This is a genomic window from Maribellus sediminis (assembly GCF_011799805.1).
GTDB classification, from domain to species: Bacteria; Bacteroidota; Bacteroidia; order Bacteroidales; family Prolixibacteraceae; genus Draconibacterium; species Draconibacterium sediminis_A.
The window spans coordinates 665,806-685,260 of sequence record NZ_WXUB01000001.1 but is presented as its reverse complement, the minus strand read 5'-3'; the positions used below and the strand labels follow the sequence as shown (position 1 = coordinate 685,260).

The following is a 19,455-nucleotide window of genomic DNA, read 5'->3' as shown; positions in this document are numbered from 1 at the left end:
ACAACGATCGACTATCCGAGCAAAATGTTCCAAAAATAAATAATTATGTTAATGCTTATCGCTGATATTTTACTTCAAATTTTCAACGAAAAATTAGAATTATTCAGCCTATTCTTTTTGCGATTTTGCCTTTTCGAAATTCGAATCCTTTATATAAGCCCAAATAATTAATCCGGCCAAAACAGCAAAACTGATTGGCACTGCCGGGTTCACTCCGTCGGCCACTCCTTTTCCGTAAGAATGCAATCCAGAAAGGTAGTAGTTCACCCCGAAATACGTCATCAATACTGAAGCAAATCCCAGAATTGACGCGAAATTGTAATTGAATACACCTTTTAATGGGGGGATCAAACGCATGTGCACAATAAATGAATAAACAACTACTGTTATCAGTGCCCAGGTTTCTTTGGGATCCCAGCCCCAGTAACGCCCCCAGCTTTCGTTGGCCCAAACACCGCCAAGGAAGGTACCAAAAGTAAGCGCGTACAAACCTACGGTTGCCGACATTTCGTTAATGGTTGTCAGTTGTTCGATAAAACCACTCACACGTTCAGCGTTTCTGTTGTTACGCATCACAAACAAAATCATCGTTAAAACGCCAAGGAAAGTACTCAGCCCCAGGAAACCATAACTTGCTGTGATAATGGCCACGTGAATGGTTAACCAGTATGATTTGAGCACCGGAACCAAAGGTGTGACTTCAGGATTCATCCAACTCAGGTGAGCTACAAACAATGCAATTCCGGAAAGAAAAGCAGCTGTACCGATTACCAGCGGGTATTTTCGACCAAAAATGATTCCTGCCAGCATTGCGGCCCAGGCCACATAAACCACCGATTCGAAACCGTTACTCCAGGGAGCGTGCCCGGAAATGTACCAGCGCAGCACCAGTCCGGCCGTATGTACAAGAAACAGCAGCACAATTACCGAAGCAAAGCTGTATTTGATTACACGTGGTAATGGTTTTTGTCGGAATATATTTACCAGCAATACAAACAACAACAGGAATCCGAACATCAGGTAATAAGGGAAAATACGTTTGAACGGATTTACATCGTTGTATAAAATCTCTATATTCCGTTTTGTTTCTCCTGGAATTAAATCACCGCCATACTTCGTCTGAAAGTTTTCCAGTGCCTGTAATATCTGAACGGCATCAGCAGAATTATTATCCACAATAGATTGGAGGAACAACTGAAATCCACTTTTAATAAAGATCGAATCACCATCGGTATATTCTGCGGCTACCGCTCCCGGGGCATACCATGGATCTTCGGTATGTTCACGCGGAAACAGGTTGAACATCGATCCCTGGAAAACCATGAAAGCAATATTCACGCGTTCATCGAGGTACAGGTATTCCTTTTCGATTCGGTTCCGGAAAGCCGGAGCTTTTGCATAAGCTGCGCGTACCGGTTCCAAAATTCGGTAATTGCCTTGTTCGTCAAACAACGATTCAATGCTTACATATTTATTATCGACAGCTCCAAGCTGAGCAGCCAGAACCTTATCCGACACCCGAACAAAAGGCATCGAACGCCAAATCTCGGGATGCGTCATCATGCTCAATACCACCTCATCGGGCGATAATCCGTACAACGACGATTTCCGGCTAACTTTTCGAACAATTTCACTGGTTAAAGTCGAGATTGGTTCTATTCTCCCGTCAACTCCCTGCACCCACAATTCGCTGAATTCCTGTACTACTTCATCATCGATATCAGGAATGCCTGCCCCCACTCCGCTTTGTGCCGAAGCACCAAAAGCAAGACTTCCGAGCGTGGCGAGCAGCAGCAAAGATTTTACTGTACTGTTTTTAAGCTTTTGAGCCAGGAACTGGAAATATGAATTCTTATTGATGAGCGATGTAACGATACCGATAAACAACAGGAAATATCCAAGGTAGGAAACCCATGTTCCCAGGAAATCATAGTTCACCGACAGAATCGTTCCCTTTTCATCCATATCATACGACGACTGGAAAAACTTATATCCCCGGTGTGTTAGTGTATTATTCATGAAAATTCGAATATTCTCCGTTATACCTTTCGCCTGATCCTGCAACACGACTTCGGAAGCGTAAGACGAAGGCGACTCCGATCCGGGGTAGCGCTCCATTTGAAAATCCTTCAGGTAAATACTAAAGGGTACGATGCGAGGCATAGCGCCATAAGCCAGTTTTAAGGTTCCGTCGCCCAAAGGAACACGAACCGTGTCGGGTGCCATTCCTGAATGACCGAAAACCGGAACTGTTTGTTTTTTTATGCCATCCGAAATTTCGATAAATACCGCATCTTCATTGGTTTCGCCCTGACTTTTAACTGCAGTAAAAGTGGCACTCGGGTAATAATTCCGCACCAAAAACCGGTAATCCCCAAATCCATACAAGAACATTGGTTTCACCGGAATCGTATCGCCGGGATTAAAAGCCACTGTTTCCTGACTCGCCATGGTAGTTTCTTCCAAGCTTGCAAAAGAAGTTAGATACAGTTGACCGTCGCGAAGAAAGAAATTAATAAGCTTTTCTTCCGGGACATTAAAACCAGCAGTAAATCCAGGATGATTGAGCACATCACCCATTCGGAACATGTACGACTGCATGCCCTGACCACCGGGTGTAGCAAATACAAAATCGATAACCGGATCGCCTTTTTCTGCCGGAATAGCTTTCCGCTCCGCATTCTCGATAAATCCGGTCGACTTTACCTTTACTTTAAGTCCGTTTACATCGAACTTCGCTTTATATTGTTTGGGTGTGATCTCGGAGAAACGAACTACTTTATCTTTCTCCTGATCCCCGAATCCGGCATAAAAATAATCTTCCGACGAAAGGATATAATTGGCACTCTCATTCTCGCGAATGTGCATCATTCCTTCGAAACTGAAGTAGCGTGTAATGCCGCCCCCCAGAATCATTACCAGAAATGAAACATGAAACAAGCCCAGAGTGAATCGTCGGGATGTAAAAAACCGGTAGCGAAAGATATTATTCAGCAAGTTAAATGCAAATAATCCCCATAAAGCTTCGAACCAATGCGTGTTGTAAACCAGGGCGCGAGCCGTTGGAGTGCCATAGCTGCTTTCAACAAAAGTAGCGATCGCCATAGAAAACGCGAGGGCCAGAAAAATAAAAGACATAAAGGGCAGCGATGTTAAAAAGGCATACAGCTTCTTCATAGTTTTTGAAATTGGTTCGAAATCTCTTCAGACATCGGATAAATGATAATGAGGCTGAAAATAATTCTTATTTAGAATAAATCAAAGAAAGAAGCATAAAACCCGACTTAAAAGTATTTAATCCAAAACATATGACCAATTGGCTTCCCCGAAAGACTTCGATCAATTCACATATTTTCAATTAATTAAAAGAGTTAATGCTATTTTATTCTGAAAATATATCGTAAATTATATCTGCTTAATTATTAATACTAAAAAACTACATGATGAACACGATGTGCAACAATTTTAAAAAAACAGTGCTTTTATGCACTGCGTTGGTTTTTATGTTGGGTTTTGCTCCCTTAACTATGCAGGGACAAGACAGTCCGAGCCCACTATTTGGTCTGGTAGAGTTTATGAAAACCACCCCCGGTAACGAAGGGAACTATGTTGAAATGGAGCTAAACACCTGGAAGAAGCTACATCAGGCGCGAATCGACAAAGGACTTATTGTTGGGTGGTACTTATACAAGGTGCATTACACCGCCTCTGACGATCCTTACAATTATGTTACTGTAACCTTATTCTCTGACAAAAATAAACTGGAAAATCCATGGGCAGACATAGATCCTGCTGAAGTACTTGGCGATATTGATGTTGACAAAGTATTTGAAGAAACCATGAAAACCCGCAAAATGGTTGGCAGTAATCTGATGAACAGAATGGAATTTGTTTTTCCTGAAGGCGGCCCGGGTGATTTTAAATACCTTCAACTTGATTACATGAAGGTTAAACAGGGACACGATAGTGAATACTACAATACGGAGGTTGAGGTTTGGAAGCCGATTCATAATGAATTTATCAAAGCCGGTTCGCGGGTTGGCTGGTCGCTTTGGGGAAGAGTCTTTCCCTCGGGCTACGGACTCGATTTTCAGTATGTTACAGTTAATTATTTTTCCAATTTTGCTCAAATCGGAACGGCGAATTACAACGACGCCACCTCAAAGGCTCATCCAAACGAAGACGTCAGTAAGCTAATGGAACAAACCAACAATTCAAGATTACTTGTTAAATCAGAATTATGGGAAGTTATTGACAGAGTCATGGCTAATCAGTAGTTATCGCTTCTTTTGCAACTGAAACAGATGTAACTATAAATAAAAACAGCAGCTATTTTTAAAGATAGCTGCTGTTGTATTTTAGCTTACTAATTACTTACTGTAAAAACGAAAGTGCTTTTTCGATTGCGGCGTCAATTCCTGCAGCATTTTTACCTCCTGCAGTTGCGTAAAATGGCTGGCCTCCACCGCCACCCTGTATTTCTTTACCGGCTTCGCGTACAATCTGCCCGGCATTCAATCCTTTTTCTTCCACGATATTTTCAGAGATCATGATGGTAAGATTTGGCTTCCCGTTTATTTCGGCACCAAGTACCAGGTACAGATCTTCAACCTCTCCTTTTAACTGGAAGGCCAGGTCTTTAATCAATGCGGCATTATCCAAATCGATTTTTTGCGCGATAATGTTTACACCATGCTCCTGCAGTACCTTGCTTTTCAGGTTGGCTTTAGCAATTTTCATCTGTTCGCGCTGGAAACTCTCAATCTGTTTCGATAATTCCGAATTCTGTTGCATCAGCGCAGTAATCTGCCCCAGCACATCTTTCGATCCTTTTATCACTTCCTGGATATTTTTCAATATTCCCAGTTGTTCATTGATGAATTTCTCGGCGTGGTCGGCAGTGATGGCTTCAATACGCCGAACACCGGCTGCAATGGCACTTTCCGAAACAATTTTTAAAAGTCCGATCTGCCCGGTCGATGCTACGTGGGTTCCTCCACATAATTCTATCGATTCACCAAATTTAATGGTACGAACAGTTTCACCATATTTTTCGCCAAATAACATCATGGCGCCGGCTTCTCTGGCTTCAGCAATCGGAGTCTCGCGGTTTTCTTCGAGCGCCGAGTTTTGACGTATTTTTCGATTTACCAGCAATTCAACCTGCTCAATTTCTTCTTCGGTCATTTTCTGGAAATGCGAAAAGTCGAAGCGCAAATGGTCGGCATTTACCAACGAACCTTTTTGCTCAACATGCGTTCCCAGCACCTCACGTAAAGCAGCATGCAATAAGTGAGTGGCCGTGTGATTATTGGCAATATTAGTTCTGCGTTTTCCATCCACAACAGCCTGGAAATATTCTTCCGGATTTTCAGGAAGTTTTTCCACGAGGTGAACGATCAGGTTATTTTCTTTTTGTGTATCGAAAATGCGGGTTTTGGCCCCTTCGAATTCAATGTAGCCCGAGTCGCCAACCTGGCCACCCGATTCGCCGTAAAACGGAGTTTGATCGAATACCAGTTGGTAGAATGATTTTTTCTTTTGGCTCACCTTGCGGTAGCGGGCAATACGTACTTCGGCTTCCAGTCGGTCGTAACCGAGGAATTCAGTTTTATCAATTTTGCGCAGTTCCACCCAATCGTCAGTTTCCTGGGCCGCTGCATTTCTCGAACGGTCTTTTTGAGCCTGCATTTCAACTGCAAAACCTTTTTGATCGACACCCAAATCATTTTCGCGGGTGATCAACTCGGTAAGGTCGAGCGGAAATCCATAGGTATCGTAAAGCACAAAAGCATCTTTTCCGGCAATTTCTGTTTTACCCTCGGCTTTTGCTTTGCTCATTAAATCATCGAGTAACTTAATACCGGTAGAAAGGGTGCGTAAGAAAGATTCCTCCTCCTCTTTGATCACCTTTTCTATTAATTGCTGCTGACTTACCAATTCAGGGAAAGCTTCTCCCATGGTATTTTTTAGCACCTCGATCAATCGATAAATGGTAGCTTCCCTGAAATCGAGGAAAGTATATCCGTAACGAACCGCGCGGCGCAAAATACGGCGGATTACATAACCGGCCTTATTGTTTGAAGGTAACTGACCTTCGGCAATGGCAAAAGCCACTGCGCGAAGATGGTCGGCAATAACACGCATGGCAATGTCCGATTTTAAATCGTCGCCATAATTTTTGTTGCTTAGCTTACCAATTTCAGCAATTGTACTCTGAAATACATCGGTATCGTAATTGGAAGTAACGCCCTGCAAAACCATACACAGGCGTTCGAAGCCCATCCCGGTATCAACATGTTTGGCGGGTAATTCTTCTAAAGCACCATTTGCTTTACGATTAAACTGAATAAAAACCAGGTTCCAGATTTCAATCACCTGTGGGTGGTCTTTATTCACCAGTTCGCGTCCCGAAAGTTTATCCACTTCTTCCTGCGGACGAATATCAACATGAACTTCGGAACAAGGGCCACACGGACCTGTATCGCCCATTTCCCAGAAATTATCTTTTTTGCTTCCGTTCAGTACACGATCTTTGGGAAGGTATTTTTCCCAGTAACCGGCAGCTTCATCGTCGCGCTCCAGGTTATCATCGGCACTTCCTTCAAAAACGGTTGCATACAAACGGCTGCTGTCAATTCCCATTCTATCTACCAAAAATTCCCAGGCCCAATCGATGGCTTCCTTTTTAAAATAGTCGCCAAACGACCAGTTACCCAACATCTCGAACATGGTGTGGTGATAAGTATCGAGCCCCACTTCTTCCAGGTCGTTGTGCTTCCCTGAAACACGCAAACATTTCTGGGTATCGGCAACACGAGGCCACTTCACCGGCTCATTTCCCAAAAACCAGTCTTTAAACTGGTTCATCCCAGCGTTTGTGAACATCAGCGTTGGATCGCCCTTCACAACCATTGGCGCCGAATTGACAATCTGATGTTCTTTCTCCTTAAAAAAGTCGAGAAATGCTGCACGTATCTCTTTAGAAGTCTTCATGTTACCGTCTGTAAATGTTTACGATTTTGTTAAAATTATTTAATGCAAATAAAATAAAAACCCTAGTTATGAGTTATTTACTTACATTTGCCGCGTGAAAATATCACGTTTTTTTAAAACCATGCAAAGTTATAGGTTTTAATTAATTTAGATTGTAAGAGGAATAAAAACCAGCCTTTATGGCAAGAAAGAAGTATAAATTTAATCCAGACACCCTTAACTACGAAAGCATAGGTCTTACCTGGAAAGAGAAAGCGTCCAGAATTTTGACTTACCTGTCGAGCAGTTTTGCGCTGGCATTGGTTTTTGTTGTTGTGTTTCTGAATTTCTACGAAACACCAAAAACAAAAGCATTGAAGCGTGAAAACAAACAATTGCTTTCGCAGTACGAGTTGATGTCGAAGGATTTAGATAAGGTTGAACAGGTTCTAAGCGATTTGCAGCAGCGCGACGATAATATTTACCGGGTTATTTTCGAGGCTGAACCGATCCCTTCATCAGTTAGGGAAGCCGGATTTGGTGGTGTAAACAAATATTCGCACCTCGAAGGAATGGACAATTCGGAGCTGATCATTGCAACTGCTCACAAACTGGATGTTATTTCAAAGCAAGCATATATACAGTCGAAATCGTATGACGAAGTTCTGAACCTGGCATTGAACAAAGAAAAAATGCTCGCCTGTCTTCCTGCAATACAACCGGTAACGAACAAAGACCTGAAGCGCACATCAAGTGGATTCGGATATCGCATTCACCCCATTTACAAGGTTCGTAAAATGCACTGGGGACTCGATTTTACTGCACCTATCGGCACGCCCATTTACGCTACCGGTGATGGTACGGTTACCGAAGTTCAGGGTTCGAAAAGAAGTCGCATTGGACTTGGACTGAGTGTGAAGATAGATCATGGTTACGGCTATGAAACAGTTTACGGGCACATGAACGAGTTCAATGTTAAACGGGGTCAGAAAGTAAAACGTGGCGATATTATCGGCTATGTGGGTAACTCGGGTGGATCTACCGCACCGCATGTTCACTACGAAGTACACAAAGATGGTAAAAGAGTGAACCCGGCTTATTATGTATTCCAGGACCTCACGCCACAGGAATACGACAAAATGATCGCAATTTCGTCGAACATCGGTCAAACGCTTGACTAATTGTTGGAAACTTGATTCCGGGTTCTCGATACTTGATCAGATTTTAAAAAAGATAAAATGGAACTTCCATTGGCATAACCAATGGAAGTTTTTTATTTTGCCCCGATTCCAAAATCTGTTTATCTTGGTATCTCAAAATCGAAGCAGTGCCTTATAAAAAACCTGAAATAGAAAAAATTTACTACTCGGTGGGTGAAGTATCCGAAATGTTTGGGCTGAATCCTTCGCACATCCGTTACTGGGAGCAACAGTTCGACGCACTGAAACCATTCAAGAATAAAAAAGGAAACCGGCTTTTTACCAAGGACGACATTGAAACCATCCGTCTGATTAATCACCTTGTAAAAGATCGTGGACTCACCATTAAAGGCGCACAAAAGAAATTGAAAGACAACCGCGAGGATACCCTGAACAATTACGAAATTGTAAAAAAGTTACAGGATATAAAACAGGAACTCGTTGAAATAAGTCAGAATTTGGATAATGAGTAGTTTCAAAGGTAATTCCCCATCAAAGAGACTCACCCTGATCGCGACTACGTCACAATCGTCCCTCTCTACGCGTAGAGAGGGAGAGTCTAAAATAATATTATGAGTAATAACTATTCACCTATAAGTAGAGCACGAAAACTCCGCCGTGTAATGACGGAAGAGGAAAATATGCTTTGGCAAAAACTTAGTGGGAGAAAATTGTTAGGTTTGAAATTTTTACGACAACATCCTATTATCTACGATCGAATTAATCATGAACCTAAATATTTTATTCCCGATTTTTATTGTGCTGAAAAAAAGTTGATTATTGAAGTAGATGGCAAAATCCACGATTTTCAAAAACAAAAAGATTTATACCGGGAAGAAATCTTAAAAAGTGGAGATTTGCGGATACTTCGGATAAAAAATGAAGACATCAATAATAACTTAATAGGTACATTAGCAGTTATAAAAGAATATATTTTGAATTTACCCTAAAGGGCAAATTAACTTTTTCTGATGACAAAAATTAAAGACATAAGCAACTTCCTTGAAAGTTTTGCACCACTGCGTTTGCAGGAATCGTACGACAATGCCGGATTAATTTTGGGCGACCAGAATTCAGAAATAACAAACGTGCTGATTACCCTCGATGTTACGGAGGACGTTGTGGAAGAAGCCATTCAAAAAAAATGTGAATTGATTGTAGCCCACCATCCGATTGTTTTTTCGGGCCTCAAAAAAATTACAGGTAAAAACTATGTGGAACGCACATTGCTAAAAGCCATAAAAAATGATGTGGCCATTTATGCGGCTCATACCAATCTTGATAGTGTTACGGGTGGGGTAAACGGCAAGATCTGCGAAAAACTGGGTCTTGAAAATTGCAGGATTCTTCAACCGGCAGATGGGCTGCTAAAAAAGCTGGTAACTTTTGTTCCTGTCGATCATGCAGAAAAAGTGCGACAGTCTGTTTTTGAAGCCGGCGCCGGACACATTGGCAATTATGATTCGTGCAGTTTCAACATTCACGGTCAAGGCACTTTTCGTGGCGACGATACCACAAATCCTTATGTGGGCAAAAAAGGCGAGCAACATTACGAGAACGAGATTCGCTTCGAAACCATTTTTCCGGCTTACATTCAAGGACAGGTGATTTCAGCCTTACTTAATGCTCACCCATACGAAGAAGTAGCTTACGATATTTATCCGCTTGATAATAAATTCGACCAGGTAGGAATGGGAATGATCGGAACGTTACCGGAAGAACTGGACGAAACCAAATTTCTTCAGCAATTAAAAGAAATATTCAATACGGGAGTTATCCGACACACGCAACTTCAGAATAAAAAAGTAAAAAAAGTGGCCGTTTGCGGCGGCTCTGGTTCGTTCCTGCTAAACCGTGCTATCGCAGCCGGTGCCGACCTTTTTGTTACCGGCGATTTTAAGTATCACCAGTTTTTCGATGCCGAAAACAAAATAGTAATTGCCGATATCGGACATTTTGAGAGCGAACAGTTTACTAAAGAACTTTTTTATGAGTTACTTACGAAAAATTTATCTAAATTTGCAGTCCATTTGTCAGAGGTGAATACCAACCCGGTTTTTTACTTCTGATTTTTTGGTTTGAACATACAGGAATAACGGCACGTGACGAACTTAAAACACTCTGTTAGTGTTATTAGCCTGAAAACAGAAAGAAAATAAAAATTAAATATTAGCAGCATGAATGCACCATATTCAAGGCAAGACGACAAAGACATTTCTATTGAAGAAAAACTGCGCGCACTGCACGAGTTGCAAAGTGTGGTTTCAGAAGTTGACAAAATAAAAACTCTGCGGGGTGAACTTCCGCTGGAAGTGCAAGACCTTGAAGACGATATTGCAGGGTTGAAAACCAGGTTGGTGAATTTGGACGACGAGATCAAAAACCTGGATACAGCCATCAATAACAAAAAGATTGCGATCAAAGATTCACAGGCATTGATTGCCAAATATACCGAACAACAAAACAATGTTCGTAACAACCGTGAATTCGACTCGCTCTCAAAAGAAATTGAATTCCAGAACCTGGAAATTGAACTGTCGGAAAAACGCATCAAGGAATTTACTGCCGAGATGACGATTAAAAAAGAAACCATCGACAACTCGAAAAAGCAATTAAAAGAGCGTGAAGAAGACCTTGATCGCAAGAAAAGTGAATTGAAAGAGATTACTGAAGAAACTAAGATCGAGGAAGAAAAACTGAAAAGTAAATCAGAAAAAATCGAGTCGTTTATCGAGCCGCGTTTGCTTACTGCGTTTAAACGTATCCGCAAAAATGCTCGCAACGGCCTGGCTGTTGTTACCATTCAACGCGATTCTTGTGGTGGATGTTTTGCTAAGATCCCGCCACAGCGCCAGCTTGATATTGCCAGCCGCAAAAAGATCATCGTTTGCGAATATTGCGGACGTATTCTTGTGGATGAAAACATCAACATAATTGAAGATGTAGCTGAATAAGCTATTACAATATTTATCAGAAAGCCGGTCCGTCAATTGACGCACCGGCTTTTTTGTTGCAACTATTCCAACGTTTGGAACTTTGGAATAGTTAAAAACCGTTCCCGGCATCCCGAAAACGGTTTCAACTTAAACATTGTTTTGAAAATATCTTTTTAGTCCACACTGAATTTTGAACTACAAACTCTGAACTGTTTCGGTTACCAGCTTCCTCCGGCACCGCCACCGCCAAAGCTTCCGCCTCCGAATCCACCAAAACCTCCGCCCCCCGACGAAAAGTTACCAAACGAACCCGAAGAACGGTGACCTCCTGACATCATTCCCATAGCCATCCAAAATGGCAGACTACTACCGCCGGTATAAAATCTGCGCCGGCGACTTCTTCCGAACAACGAAATAAAAAGCACAAATAGGATAATGAAGAAAGGAATTCCTGCAGAACCTCCCCTGCTTACTTTTTCCTGGTATTGCTGTGCAGTGTATTCACCACGGGTAATATCCATAATTACGTTGATACCAGTAGCCAACCCACCGTAATAATCGTTGTTTTTAAATCGCGGGATCATTTCGTTATCCACAATTTCGCGATTCACTATAGCATCGGGCAAAACACCTTCTAAACCATAACCGGTGGCTACAAACACTTCTCCCCTGCTGTCGTTTGTTTTGGGTTTTAACAGAATTACGAGTCCATTGTCATCGCCTTTCTGACCTACTCCCCATTTCTCGCCAATTTGTTGAGCAAAATCGCCCGGAGCATATCCTTCCAAATCGGGCACTGTTACCACAACAATTTGCGTTGAAGTTTGACGTGCAAACTGCTCCAGCGCATTCTCCATATTTTTTACTTCACCTTTTTGAAGAAGTCCGGCAAAATCATTCACCAGGCGTGGAGGCACGGGACGATCAGGGATTTGGGCCATCAGGCTTGTTACTGTACCAACCAATACAAATAGTAATATTATTAATTTTTTCATCTCTATTAATGTTAATCCCTCTGCCATCCACCCACTTTCCTCACGCGGGCACCTCCCCTTACAAGGAGAGAAAAAGCGGAAAGTTTTATTTAATTATTTTCCAAATGATATTTCATCAGAAAGCTCGTTGATATCATCTTTCTGATATGGAAAGTGAGCTTTCAACTGTTCTCCTGCCATCACTATCCCATCCGCCAGTCCCTGGGCATATTTTCCGTCTTTCAGATGAACGATCACCTTCTCCTTCGTACATTCCCAAAAATCATCATTTACCTTCTGGTTAATCCCGGCATCGCCAAGTATGGCAAATTTGCGGTCTTCAACAGCCAGGTAAAAAAGCACCCCGTTGCGAAGCTCCGTTTTGTGCATTTCCAGCTTTTCAAAAATATAAGCTGCCCGATCCAAAACATCGCCAGGGCACTTATTTTCGACATGTAACCTGATCTCTCCCGAAGTGTTGGTTTCAGCTACCCGAATGGCATTGGTAATTTGTAATTTATCCTGTTCTGTAAAATATTTATGTACACTCATTATCTGCCTTCCTTTAGTTAAAATTGCACTTCAGGTGCCTTCTCTGCGCCTTGCTGCGCTTCAAAATAACTTTTCTTATCAAATCCAAACCACCCGGCATAGATCACTCTCGGGAACTTTCGGATATAGGCATTATAGGTTTGTGTTGTTTGATTGAATTTTCGCCTTTCAACTGCAATCCGGTTCTCAGTACCTTCGAGCTGAGCCTGCAAATCGAGGAAATTCTGATTGGCTTTCAAATCCGGGTAACGTTCTACAACAACCATCAACCTGCTCAATGCCGACGAAAGTCCATCTTGGGCCTGGTTAAACTGTTGCAAGGTTTCAGGAGTTAATTTTTCAAGATCGATATTTACAGAAGTGGCTTTTGAACGGGCTTCGATTACGCCTTCCAATGTTTCCTGTTCGTGCGACGCGTAACCTTTTACCGTATTCACCAGGTTTGGAATCAAATCGGCCCGGCGTTGATACACGTTTTCAACCTGTGCCCACGAGGAGGTCACCTGTTCATCCAACTCTACCATTTTATTATAACCACAGCTGGAAAATAAAAAAGCACTTACTACTGCTATCAATACAATTCCTAGTCTCTTCATTTTTATTCTATTTAATTGTTACCCGCAAATATTTCTAAAAAGTGTCAAATATCATCGCGATTTTCGGGGAAAGGCGATATTTTGTCGCCGTATTCAGAATCTAGTAAGATAAAGCAGAACGATCATGAACAGTTCAGATTTTATTGCAGCAATTGTAGCCGGAATTCCTGAGCAGCTACCTTTACCCAAACCTTACGATACTACAATTAACCACGCACCAAAGCGCAAAGATATTCTAAACCAGGAAGAAAAGAAGCTGGCCTTAAGAAATGCATTGCGCTATTTTCCGCAGAAGTTTCATGATGTGCTGGCTCCTGAATTTTTAAATGAGCTGGAATTGTTTGGTCGAATTTACATGTACCGCTTTCGTCCTGATTACGAAATGTATGCACGGCCGATTGATGAGTACCCGGCCAAATCGAAACAGGCTGCATCCATTATGCTGATGATCCAAAACAACCTGGATAAAGCCGTGGCACAACATCCGCACGAACTCATCACTTATGGCGGCAACGGAGCAGTTTTCCAGAACTGGGCGCAATACTTGCTCACGATGAAATACCTGGCGGAAATGACCGACGAACAAACGTTGGTGATGTATTCCGGTCACCCGATGGGATTGTATCCTTCGCATAAAAATGCACCACGAGTAGTGGTTACCAACGGCATGGTAATCCCGAATTATTCGGGCCGCGACGATTACGAACGGATGAATGCACTGGGCGTATCGCAATACGGACAAATGACCGCCGGATCGTACATGTACATTGGCCCGCAGGGCATTGTACACGGAACAACAATCACTGTTATGAATGCTGCCAGACTCCACTCTCCCGGGGATTTTGGAGGAAAGATCTTTGTAACCAGTGGCCTCGGTGGAATGTCGGGAGCACAGCCAAAAGCAACGGTAATTGCCGGCATGGTGTGTATTGTTGCTGAAATCAATCTAAAAGCTGTTGAAGTTCGTCACAGTCAGGGTTGGGTTGATGAGGTTTATACCGATTTGGATGAATTACTGGTTCGGGCGTTAAAGGCTCGCGAAAATAAAGAAGCTGTTTCGCTGGTGTACCAGGGCAATGTGATCGATCTATGGGAAAAACTGGCCGAAGAAAACTTCCCCGTAGAATTAGGATCCGACCAGACTTCACTTCATAATCCGTTTGCAGGAGGCTACTACCCTGCAGGACTAAGCTTTGAGGAATCGAACAAAATGATGGCGGAGCAGCCTGATCTTTTCCGAGAAAAAGTATACGAATCTTTGCGTCGCCAAGTAGCTGCAATAAACAAACTCACCCAAAACGGCATGTATTTTTGGGATTATGGCAATGCTTTCCTGTTGGAAGCCAGCCGTGCAGGCGCCGATATCACCAATGATAAAGGCGATTTTATTTATCCGTCGTATGTGCAGGATATTATGGGACCGCTTTTCTTCGATTATGGTTTTGGTCCTTTCCGCTGGGTGTGTACTTCGGGGAAACAGGAAGACTTGGAAGTTACTGATAAAATTGCTGCTGAAGTTCTTGAAGAGCTTGCAAAAAACTCACCTGAAGAGATCAGGCAGCAAATGCAGGACAACATACACTGGATCCGTGAAGCCGGAAAAAATAAACTGGTTGTGGGATCGCAGGCACGTATTCTTTATGCCGATTGTACCGGCCGCACCAAAATTGCCAGGGCTTTTAACGATGCCATTCGTGAAGGACGGATTTCAGCACCTATCGTTCTGGGGCGCGATCACCACGATGTTTCGGGCACGGATTCTCCATACCGCGAAACATCGAACATTTACGATGGTTCTTCGTTTACAGCCGATATGGCGGTTCAAAATTTTGTAGGCGATGCTTTCCGTGGCGCCACCTGGGTTTCGTTGCACAACGGCGGCGGTGTTGGCTGGGGCGAAGTGATCAACGGCGGATTTGGAATGACCATCGATGGCTCACCGGAGGCAGAGGAACGTTTAACTTCGATGCTGCACTGGGATGTGAACAACGGAATCTCGCGACGTAGCTGGGCACGCAATAAACCGGCACGTTTTGCGATTGAACAGGCGATGAAAAAAAATCCTGCACTTAAAGTTACGCTGCCCGAAGAAGCAGATGATGCGTTGCTGGATAGTTTGTTTTAAACAAAGTAAAAAACATATTTACGGGGGACTTAACGCAATGTTAGTCCCCCTTTTTATTTCAGGTAAAAACATCTAACTTACAATCAGAAAAACGATTACTTAACAAAAACCAACAAGAATGCTCGATCGATCCGCTATTGAACATTGTCCGAATTGCAATTCAACACACATTGATAATTACTGCCTTAAATGTGGTCAGAAAATATACCAAAAACGTTTCACTACCAAAGGATTTTTTGAAGTAATTGGCAATGCATTGAATATTGAAAGAGGGTTTCTTTACACTGTAGTTTGGCTGTTTCGGAATCCGGGAAAGGTTGTTGGTGATTATCTGAAAGGTAAAACAAAGATTTATATTAATCCTCTGAATTACATTTTGATAATTGCCGGGGCCTACGCTTTTTTGGTACTGTCGCTCAATATACTCGACTCTAGTCTTGCTACTACTAACTCGATTTTACAAAATGATGGCGCGCAACCGTCCGCTGAAGTCATGGAAATGCAATTGCGCTGGATTGAATTCGTTAAAAAATATATGAATTTTATTCCCATTTTGATGATCCCTTTTGCCAGTCTTATTTCGAAGTGGTATTATAATAAACGGAAGCTCTTTTACGGTGAACACCTAATAATTAATACGTTCATTTTTGCCCAAAGCATTCTTATTTCGGTGTTGTTTTCTCCTGTTCTAATGATGTTTCCGGTGATTCTCAAAATTTACCCAATAATCAACTTTAGTTTTACAATCATCTATTTCACTTTTGCTTTTTTCCTCATATACCAAAAATCAGTGATTACTTCGTTTTTTGGGGCCCTGATTATTTACGTTGGCGGTATGATTTTATTTTTTCTTTTCATAATGGCTATACTAATAGTTGTAGTTGTTGTATTGAAAGTTTTAGGGGTAAACCTGCTGAATATTTCATAGAGATAAGCTTGACTCAGTTTTTACACTCATTATCGCTGTCAGGATATTTCATTTTTCATTTCTTTGCATAATGGATCTTCTATTACTTCTCGATTACATTGGAACATTTGTGTTTGCCATAAGTGGTGTGTTAACGGCTGCCGAAAAACGACTTGATTTTTTTGGCGCCACGGTAATTGGTTTTGTCACCGCCATTGGAGGAGGAACCTTACGCGACATTCTGCTGGGCGACGTGCCGGTAGCCTGGATGAGAAATACGACTTATTTCTGGGTAATTATTGCGGCAGTTGTTGTAACCATTCTGTTCCGAAAACAGGTAATGAGCCTCAAACGTACGCTTTTCCTGTTCGATACAATTGGTATTGCTACGTTTACCGTAATCGGACTAAAAAAGGCTTTGCTCATGGGAATCGATCCTTCCATGGCCGTATTGATGGGATTGTCGTCGGCAGTGGTAGGTGGCGTAATACGCGATATTTTGTGTAACGAAGTCCCTTTAATATTACACCGCGAAGTGTATGCCACAGCCTGCATTGGAGGGGCATTGGCCTTTCTTCTTCTTTATAACCTGTCGGTACCTGAAGTAATCTGCGAAATCGTTGCTGTTGCGCTAATCATCATTATTCGTATTGTGGCTATCCGCTTTAATATTGCCCTTCCGAGATTGATGAAAGACTGACTTCTGTTAACTAATAAAAGGGATGACATCTGTCTGAAAAGATGTCATCCCTTTTTCTGTTTTCATGAGAAATAACTATTTTCCGAACATCATATTATAAGGCCTTGCAATAGCTTCCTGCAATTCGCTAATTCCGATATTCCGGCTTTTACGAATGTATTCGCGGCCATCGAAAAAAACAAGAATTGTGGGTGCAGCAAAAATCCTGTTCTGTCCCGCAATATCGGGCAGGACATCCGATTTTACGTAAGCCATTTTCATTTCAGGAAACTCAGCTTCGAGCAATTGAACCACTTTCGGCTTAAGCACTTTGCATACATTACAGGCTTCGGTTGAGAAATAAGCCAGCAACGCCGGTTCATTTTTCAGGCTTTCAAACTCTTCAAAGTTTTGTATTTCTGTGTACATGGCGAATTAATAATTTCCAATACTTAACATGACCAGCGTGCAGGCCTGAACAGCTTCAATTCCATTTTCTTCCAAGAGTACTTCAAACTCCGGATTTTCGGTCCCCGGATTAAAAACCACTCGTTTGGGATGAAGCTCAAGAACTTTTGAGTAATACTCAGGCTGACGTTGTGGACCAACGTACAAACTCACCGTGTGAATCGGATTTTCCGGGAATTCGGTTTGAATAGCAACATCAGCAACCTGTCCCATACGTTTCGCCAGCGCCACCACATGATATCCACGATTGCGCAGCGAATGAATAGCCCGGTTCGAATAACGAGCGGGATTTTCGCTGGCTCCAATAACCAATGTCGGTTTATGTTCTGTCATGATTTCTGTAGCAATACAACGGCATTCACCGAAATGCCTTCTTCACGTCCTTCGAAACCGAGTTTTTCGGTGGTGGTAGCTTTAACCGAAACACAATCGACATCGATACCCAAAACATCGGCCATCACTTTTTCCATTTCCGGAATAAAAGGCTTTAGTTTTGGTTGCTGCGCACTGATCGACGAATCGATATTTACGATCGAGTAACCTTTTTCCTTTACCAGTTCGTACGAACGCTTGAGCAAAAGCTTGCTATCAATATTTTTAAATTCTGCTGAATTATCGGGGAAATGCGTACCGATGTCGCGCAATTTCAAGGCACCGAGCATGGCATCACAAATGGCATGTATCAGTACATCGCCATCGGAATGCGCAACAGTTCCTTTATGGTGTGGAACTAAAATACCGCCCAGCCACAAGGTTTCTCCTTCAGCCAGACGGTGTACATCATATCCTATACCAACTCTGAAACTCATCGCTGGTTGCTAAATGCATCGATATCAAACGATAGCGTGAAGCGTAGCGTATTTTCCAGCGGGTGGTTACGCTGAGTTGGGAAAAGGTAAGAGAAATCGAGTGCAAAAACGTTCATTTTTAAACCTGCACCCGCAGTAAAATATTTACGGTTACCTTTATTTTCATGCTCGTAGAAATAACCTGCACGGATGGCAAACTGCTTGTTATACCAGTATTCAACACCCGCAGCCCAGGTAATTTCCTGGAATTCTTCTTTCATTCCACCCGGTGCATCGGCAAAGGATTTAAAAATACCCTCGATAACACCGATATCTGAATTGATTCCACCAGAATAAATTACATCTCCATCGCCATAAGCCGTTGAATCAGCAGGTGGAGTTGGAACCAGTAATTTGTTGGCTTCAGCCGAGAACGAGAAAGTATTGTAATCGTCGAGCTCCATGGTGTAAGAAGCACCCAATTTCAAAGTAGTTGGGATAAAGTCTTTTACTTCACCATCGGTATACGAAATTTTCGCACCAATATTCTGAATGTTGATACCCGCAGAAAAACTATTGTCTTTGCGGCTTCTTCTGAATTCGTTAAAATAATAGAAAGCAACGTCGGCAGCAAACGAGTTACCCGCATGCGTCTCTACTCCATTTACCAACTGGCCGCCGGTAAGATCGGAACGAATGTAGCGCACGGCTACCGCACCCGACCATGTTTCAGAAAGCAAACGCGAATAACCAAAATCGATGGAAAATTCATTCGGGCTTTGTTGTCCCATCAATTCACCCTGATCGCTTGTAAATACGATGTCTCCCAAAGCAAAGTAGCGCAATGAAGCACTCAAAGTCTGTACATCGTCCAAACGTTTGTAACCCACCAAATAAGCCAGGTTAATATCGTCTACCAGGTTACGTAGCCACGGTGAGTAAGACAAACCAACTCCCATGTCGCTCTCCATAAATACATATTTTGCAGGGTTCCAGTGTTGCGAGTTAATGTCGGCAGTAGTTCCTACCCCTACATCTCCCATACCTCCTGCTCTCGAATCAGGTGTAATTCCCAGGAACGGAACCGCTGTTGTAATAGTGTTAGCACCCGATAATGTACCTTGTGCAAAAACATTCTCAGTTGCAATAACTATCAGTGTCAGAATAAATAATAATCGAAAAATCCTCTTCATAATTTTACTAAAATTGAGCGTGCAAAGATAAAACAAATGTTGTTGTTACCATATTTTTAACTA

At 42.4% G+C, this 19,455-nt stretch carries 18 protein-coding genes; 9 read left to right on the top strand and 9 right to left on the bottom strand.

Annotated elements, in window-relative coordinates:
* Positions 1 to 108: 108 nt before the first annotated feature.
* The gene (locus tag HFD85_RS02585; protein ID WP_167605041.1) at positions 109 to 3,177 is read right to left on the bottom strand and encodes a cytochrome c biogenesis protein; all 3,069 of its coding nucleotides are present in this window, start codon (positions 3,175 to 3,177) and stop codon (positions 109 to 111) included.
* Between the two features lie 263 nt (positions 3,178 to 3,440).
* Between HFD85_RS02585 and HFD85_RS02580 the strand changes: the two genes are divergently transcribed.
* Positions 3,441 to 4,277 carry a hypothetical protein gene (locus HFD85_RS02580; protein ID WP_167605040.1) on the top strand — a complete coding sequence of 279 codons (837 nt, stop codon included), beginning with the start codon at positions 3,441 to 3,443 and terminating at the stop codon, positions 4,275 to 4,277.
* Between the two features lie 97 nt (positions 4,278 to 4,374).
* Here HFD85_RS02580 and alaS read toward each other — a convergent pair whose 3' ends face one another.
* The gene (gene alaS / locus HFD85_RS02575; protein ID WP_167605039.1) at positions 4,375 to 6,996 is read right to left on the bottom strand and encodes an alanine--tRNA ligase; all 2,622 of its coding nucleotides are present in this window, start codon (positions 6,994 to 6,996) and stop codon (positions 4,375 to 4,377) included.
* Between the two features lie 179 nt (positions 6,997 to 7,175).
* Here alaS and HFD85_RS02570 point away from each other — a divergent pair, with 179 nt between their 5' ends.
* The 5 genes from HFD85_RS02570 to HFD85_RS02550 all read left to right on the top strand — a co-directional run bounded on the left by HFD85_RS02570 (position 7,176) and on the right by HFD85_RS02550 (position 11,128).
* Complete coding sequence (locus HFD85_RS02570) at positions 7,176 to 8,156, top strand: M23 family metallopeptidase (RefSeq protein WP_167605038.1); 981 nt, start codon at positions 7,176 to 7,178, stop codon at positions 8,154 to 8,156.
* A gap of 146 nt (positions 8,157 to 8,302) precedes the next feature.
* Complete coding sequence (locus tag HFD85_RS02565; RefSeq protein WP_167605037.1) at positions 8,303 to 8,647, top strand: MerR family transcriptional regulator; 345 nt, start codon at positions 8,303 to 8,305, stop codon at positions 8,645 to 8,647.
* A 99-nt stretch (positions 8,648 to 8,746) separates the two neighbouring features.
* Positions 8,747 to 9,124, top strand: a complete 378-nt coding sequence (locus HFD85_RS02560; RefSeq protein WP_167605036.1) for an endonuclease domain-containing protein — start codon at positions 8,747 to 8,749, stop codon at positions 9,122 to 9,124.
* 21 nt (positions 9,125 to 9,145) lie between these two features.
* On the top strand, positions 9,146 to 10,243 hold the full coding sequence (locus HFD85_RS02555; protein WP_167605035.1) for a Nif3-like dinuclear metal center hexameric protein: 1,098 nt from the start codon (positions 9,146 to 9,148) through the stop codon (positions 10,241 to 10,243).
* 108 nt (positions 10,244 to 10,351) lie between these two features.
* On the top strand, positions 10,352 to 11,128 hold the full coding sequence (locus HFD85_RS02550) for a zinc ribbon domain-containing protein (RefSeq protein ID WP_167605034.1): 777 nt from the start codon (positions 10,352 to 10,354) through the stop codon (positions 11,126 to 11,128).
* Positions 11,129 to 11,328: 200 nt separating this feature from the next.
* Here the strand turns inward: HFD85_RS02550 and HFD85_RS02545 are convergent, their stop codons facing one another.
* The 3 genes from HFD85_RS02545 to HFD85_RS02535 all read right to left on the bottom strand — a co-directional run bounded on the left by HFD85_RS02545 (position 11,329) and on the right by HFD85_RS02535 (position 13,232).
* Positions 11,329 to 12,105: a TPM domain-containing protein gene (locus tag HFD85_RS02545; RefSeq protein ID WP_167605033.1), complete on the bottom strand. Its 777-nt coding sequence runs from the start codon at positions 12,103 to 12,105 to the stop codon at positions 11,329 to 11,331.
* Between the two features lie 93 nt (positions 12,106 to 12,198).
* Entirely contained in the window at positions 12,199 to 12,636 is a 438-nt protein-coding gene (locus tag HFD85_RS02540; RefSeq protein ID WP_167605032.1) for a TPM domain-containing protein, read from the bottom strand.
* A gap of 17 nt (positions 12,637 to 12,653) precedes the next feature.
* Positions 12,654 to 13,232, bottom strand: a complete 579-nt coding sequence (locus HFD85_RS02535; RefSeq protein WP_167605031.1) for a LemA family protein — start codon at positions 13,230 to 13,232, stop codon at positions 12,654 to 12,656.
* Between the two features lie 124 nt (positions 13,233 to 13,356).
* Here HFD85_RS02535 and HFD85_RS02530 point away from each other — a divergent pair, with 124 nt between their 5' ends.
* The 3 genes from HFD85_RS02530 to HFD85_RS02520 all read left to right on the top strand — a co-directional run bounded on the left by HFD85_RS02530 (position 13,357) and on the right by HFD85_RS02520 (position 16,964).
* Entirely contained in the window at positions 13,357 to 15,357 is a 2,001-nt protein-coding gene (locus HFD85_RS02530) for a urocanate hydratase (RefSeq protein ID WP_167605030.1), read from the top strand.
* Positions 15,358 to 15,475: 118 nt separating this feature from the next.
* Positions 15,476 to 16,285: a DUF3667 domain-containing protein gene (locus tag HFD85_RS02525; RefSeq protein WP_167605029.1), complete on the top strand. Its 810-nt coding sequence runs from the start codon at positions 15,476 to 15,478 to the stop codon at positions 16,283 to 16,285.
* 70 nt (positions 16,286 to 16,355) lie between these two features.
* Entirely contained in the window at positions 16,356 to 16,964 is a 609-nt protein-coding gene (locus tag HFD85_RS02520) for a trimeric intracellular cation channel family protein (RefSeq protein ID WP_167605028.1), read from the top strand.
* Positions 16,965 to 17,039: 75 nt separating this feature from the next.
* On the opposite strand, the gene HFD85_RS02515 is transcribed toward HFD85_RS02520, so the two are convergent.
* The 4 genes from HFD85_RS02515 to porV are packed head-to-tail and all read right to left on the bottom strand — an operon-like array spanning position 17,040 to position 19,392.
* The gene (locus HFD85_RS02515; protein WP_167605027.1) at positions 17,040 to 17,372 is read right to left on the bottom strand and encodes a thioredoxin family protein; all 333 of its coding nucleotides are present in this window, start codon (positions 17,370 to 17,372) and stop codon (positions 17,040 to 17,042) included.
* Between the two features lie 6 nt (positions 17,373 to 17,378).
* Positions 17,379 to 17,744, bottom strand: a complete 366-nt coding sequence (locus HFD85_RS02510) for a CoA-binding protein (RefSeq protein WP_167605026.1) — start codon at positions 17,742 to 17,744, stop codon at positions 17,379 to 17,381.
* Positions 17,741 to 18,220, bottom strand: coding sequence for a 2-C-methyl-D-erythritol 2,4-cyclodiphosphate synthase (ispF, locus tag HFD85_RS02505; RefSeq protein WP_167605025.1), 480 nt, complete (start codon positions 18,218 to 18,220; stop codon positions 17,741 to 17,743). Before ispF ends, HFD85_RS02510 begins: the two co-directional genes overlap by 4 nt.
* Positions 18,217 to 19,392, bottom strand: coding sequence for a type IX secretion system outer membrane channel protein PorV (porV, locus tag HFD85_RS02500; protein ID WP_167605024.1), 1,176 nt, complete (start codon positions 19,390 to 19,392; stop codon positions 18,217 to 18,219). The genes ispF and porV overlap by 4 nt, the downstream gene beginning before the upstream one ends.
* Positions 19,393 to 19,455 lie beyond the last annotated feature (63 nt).

What these genes read in the sequence shown, in the direction of transcription:
- HFD85_RS02585 (WP_167605041.1), bottom strand. Translation starts at nt 3,177, where the DNA reads ATGAAGAAGCTGTATGCCTTTTTAACATCGCTGCCCTTTATGTCTTTT.
- HFD85_RS02580 (WP_167605040.1), top strand. Translation starts at nt 3,441, where the DNA reads ATGATGAACACGATGTGCAACAATTTTAAAAAAACAGTGCTTTTATGC.
- alaS (WP_167605039.1), bottom strand. Translation starts at nt 6,996, where the DNA reads ATGAAGACTTCTAAAGAGATACGTGCAGCATTTCTCGACTTTTTTAAG.
- HFD85_RS02570 (WP_167605038.1), top strand. Translation starts at nt 7,176, where the DNA reads ATGGCAAGAAAGAAGTATAAATTTAATCCAGACACCCTTAACTACGAA.
- HFD85_RS02560 (WP_167605036.1), top strand. Translation starts at nt 8,747, where the DNA reads ATGAGTAATAACTATTCACCTATAAGTAGAGCACGAAAACTCCGCCGT.
- HFD85_RS02555 (WP_167605035.1), top strand. Translation starts at nt 9,146, where the DNA reads ATGACAAAAATTAAAGACATAAGCAACTTCCTTGAAAGTTTTGCACCA.
- HFD85_RS02550 (WP_167605034.1), top strand. Translation starts at nt 10,352, where the DNA reads ATGAATGCACCATATTCAAGGCAAGACGACAAAGACATTTCTATTGAA.
- HFD85_RS02545 (WP_167605033.1), bottom strand. Translation starts at nt 12,105, where the DNA reads ATGAAAAAATTAATAATATTACTATTTGTATTGGTTGGTACAGTAACA.
- HFD85_RS02540 (WP_167605032.1), bottom strand. Translation starts at nt 12,636, where the DNA reads ATGAGTGTACATAAATATTTTACAGAACAGGATAAATTACAAATTACC.
- HFD85_RS02535 (WP_167605031.1), bottom strand. Translation starts at nt 13,232, where the DNA reads ATGAAGAGACTAGGAATTGTATTGATAGCAGTAGTAAGTGCTTTTTTA.
- HFD85_RS02530 (WP_167605030.1), top strand. Translation starts at nt 13,357, where the DNA reads ATGAACAGTTCAGATTTTATTGCAGCAATTGTAGCCGGAATTCCTGAG.
- HFD85_RS02525 (WP_167605029.1), top strand. Translation starts at nt 15,476, where the DNA reads ATGCTCGATCGATCCGCTATTGAACATTGTCCGAATTGCAATTCAACA.
- HFD85_RS02520 (WP_167605028.1), top strand. Translation starts at nt 16,356, where the DNA reads ATGGATCTTCTATTACTTCTCGATTACATTGGAACATTTGTGTTTGCC.
- HFD85_RS02515 (WP_167605027.1), bottom strand. Translation starts at nt 17,372, where the DNA reads ATGTACACAGAAATACAAAACTTTGAAGAGTTTGAAAGCCTGAAAAAT.
- HFD85_RS02510 (WP_167605026.1), bottom strand. Translation starts at nt 17,744, where the DNA reads ATGACAGAACATAAACCGACATTGGTTATTGGAGCCAGCGAAAATCCC.
- ispF (WP_167605025.1), bottom strand. Translation starts at nt 18,220, where the DNA reads ATGAGTTTCAGAGTTGGTATAGGATATGATGTACACCGTCTGGCTGAA.
- porV (WP_167605024.1), bottom strand. Translation starts at nt 19,392, where the DNA reads ATGAAGAGGATTTTTCGATTATTATTTATTCTGACACTGATAGTTATT.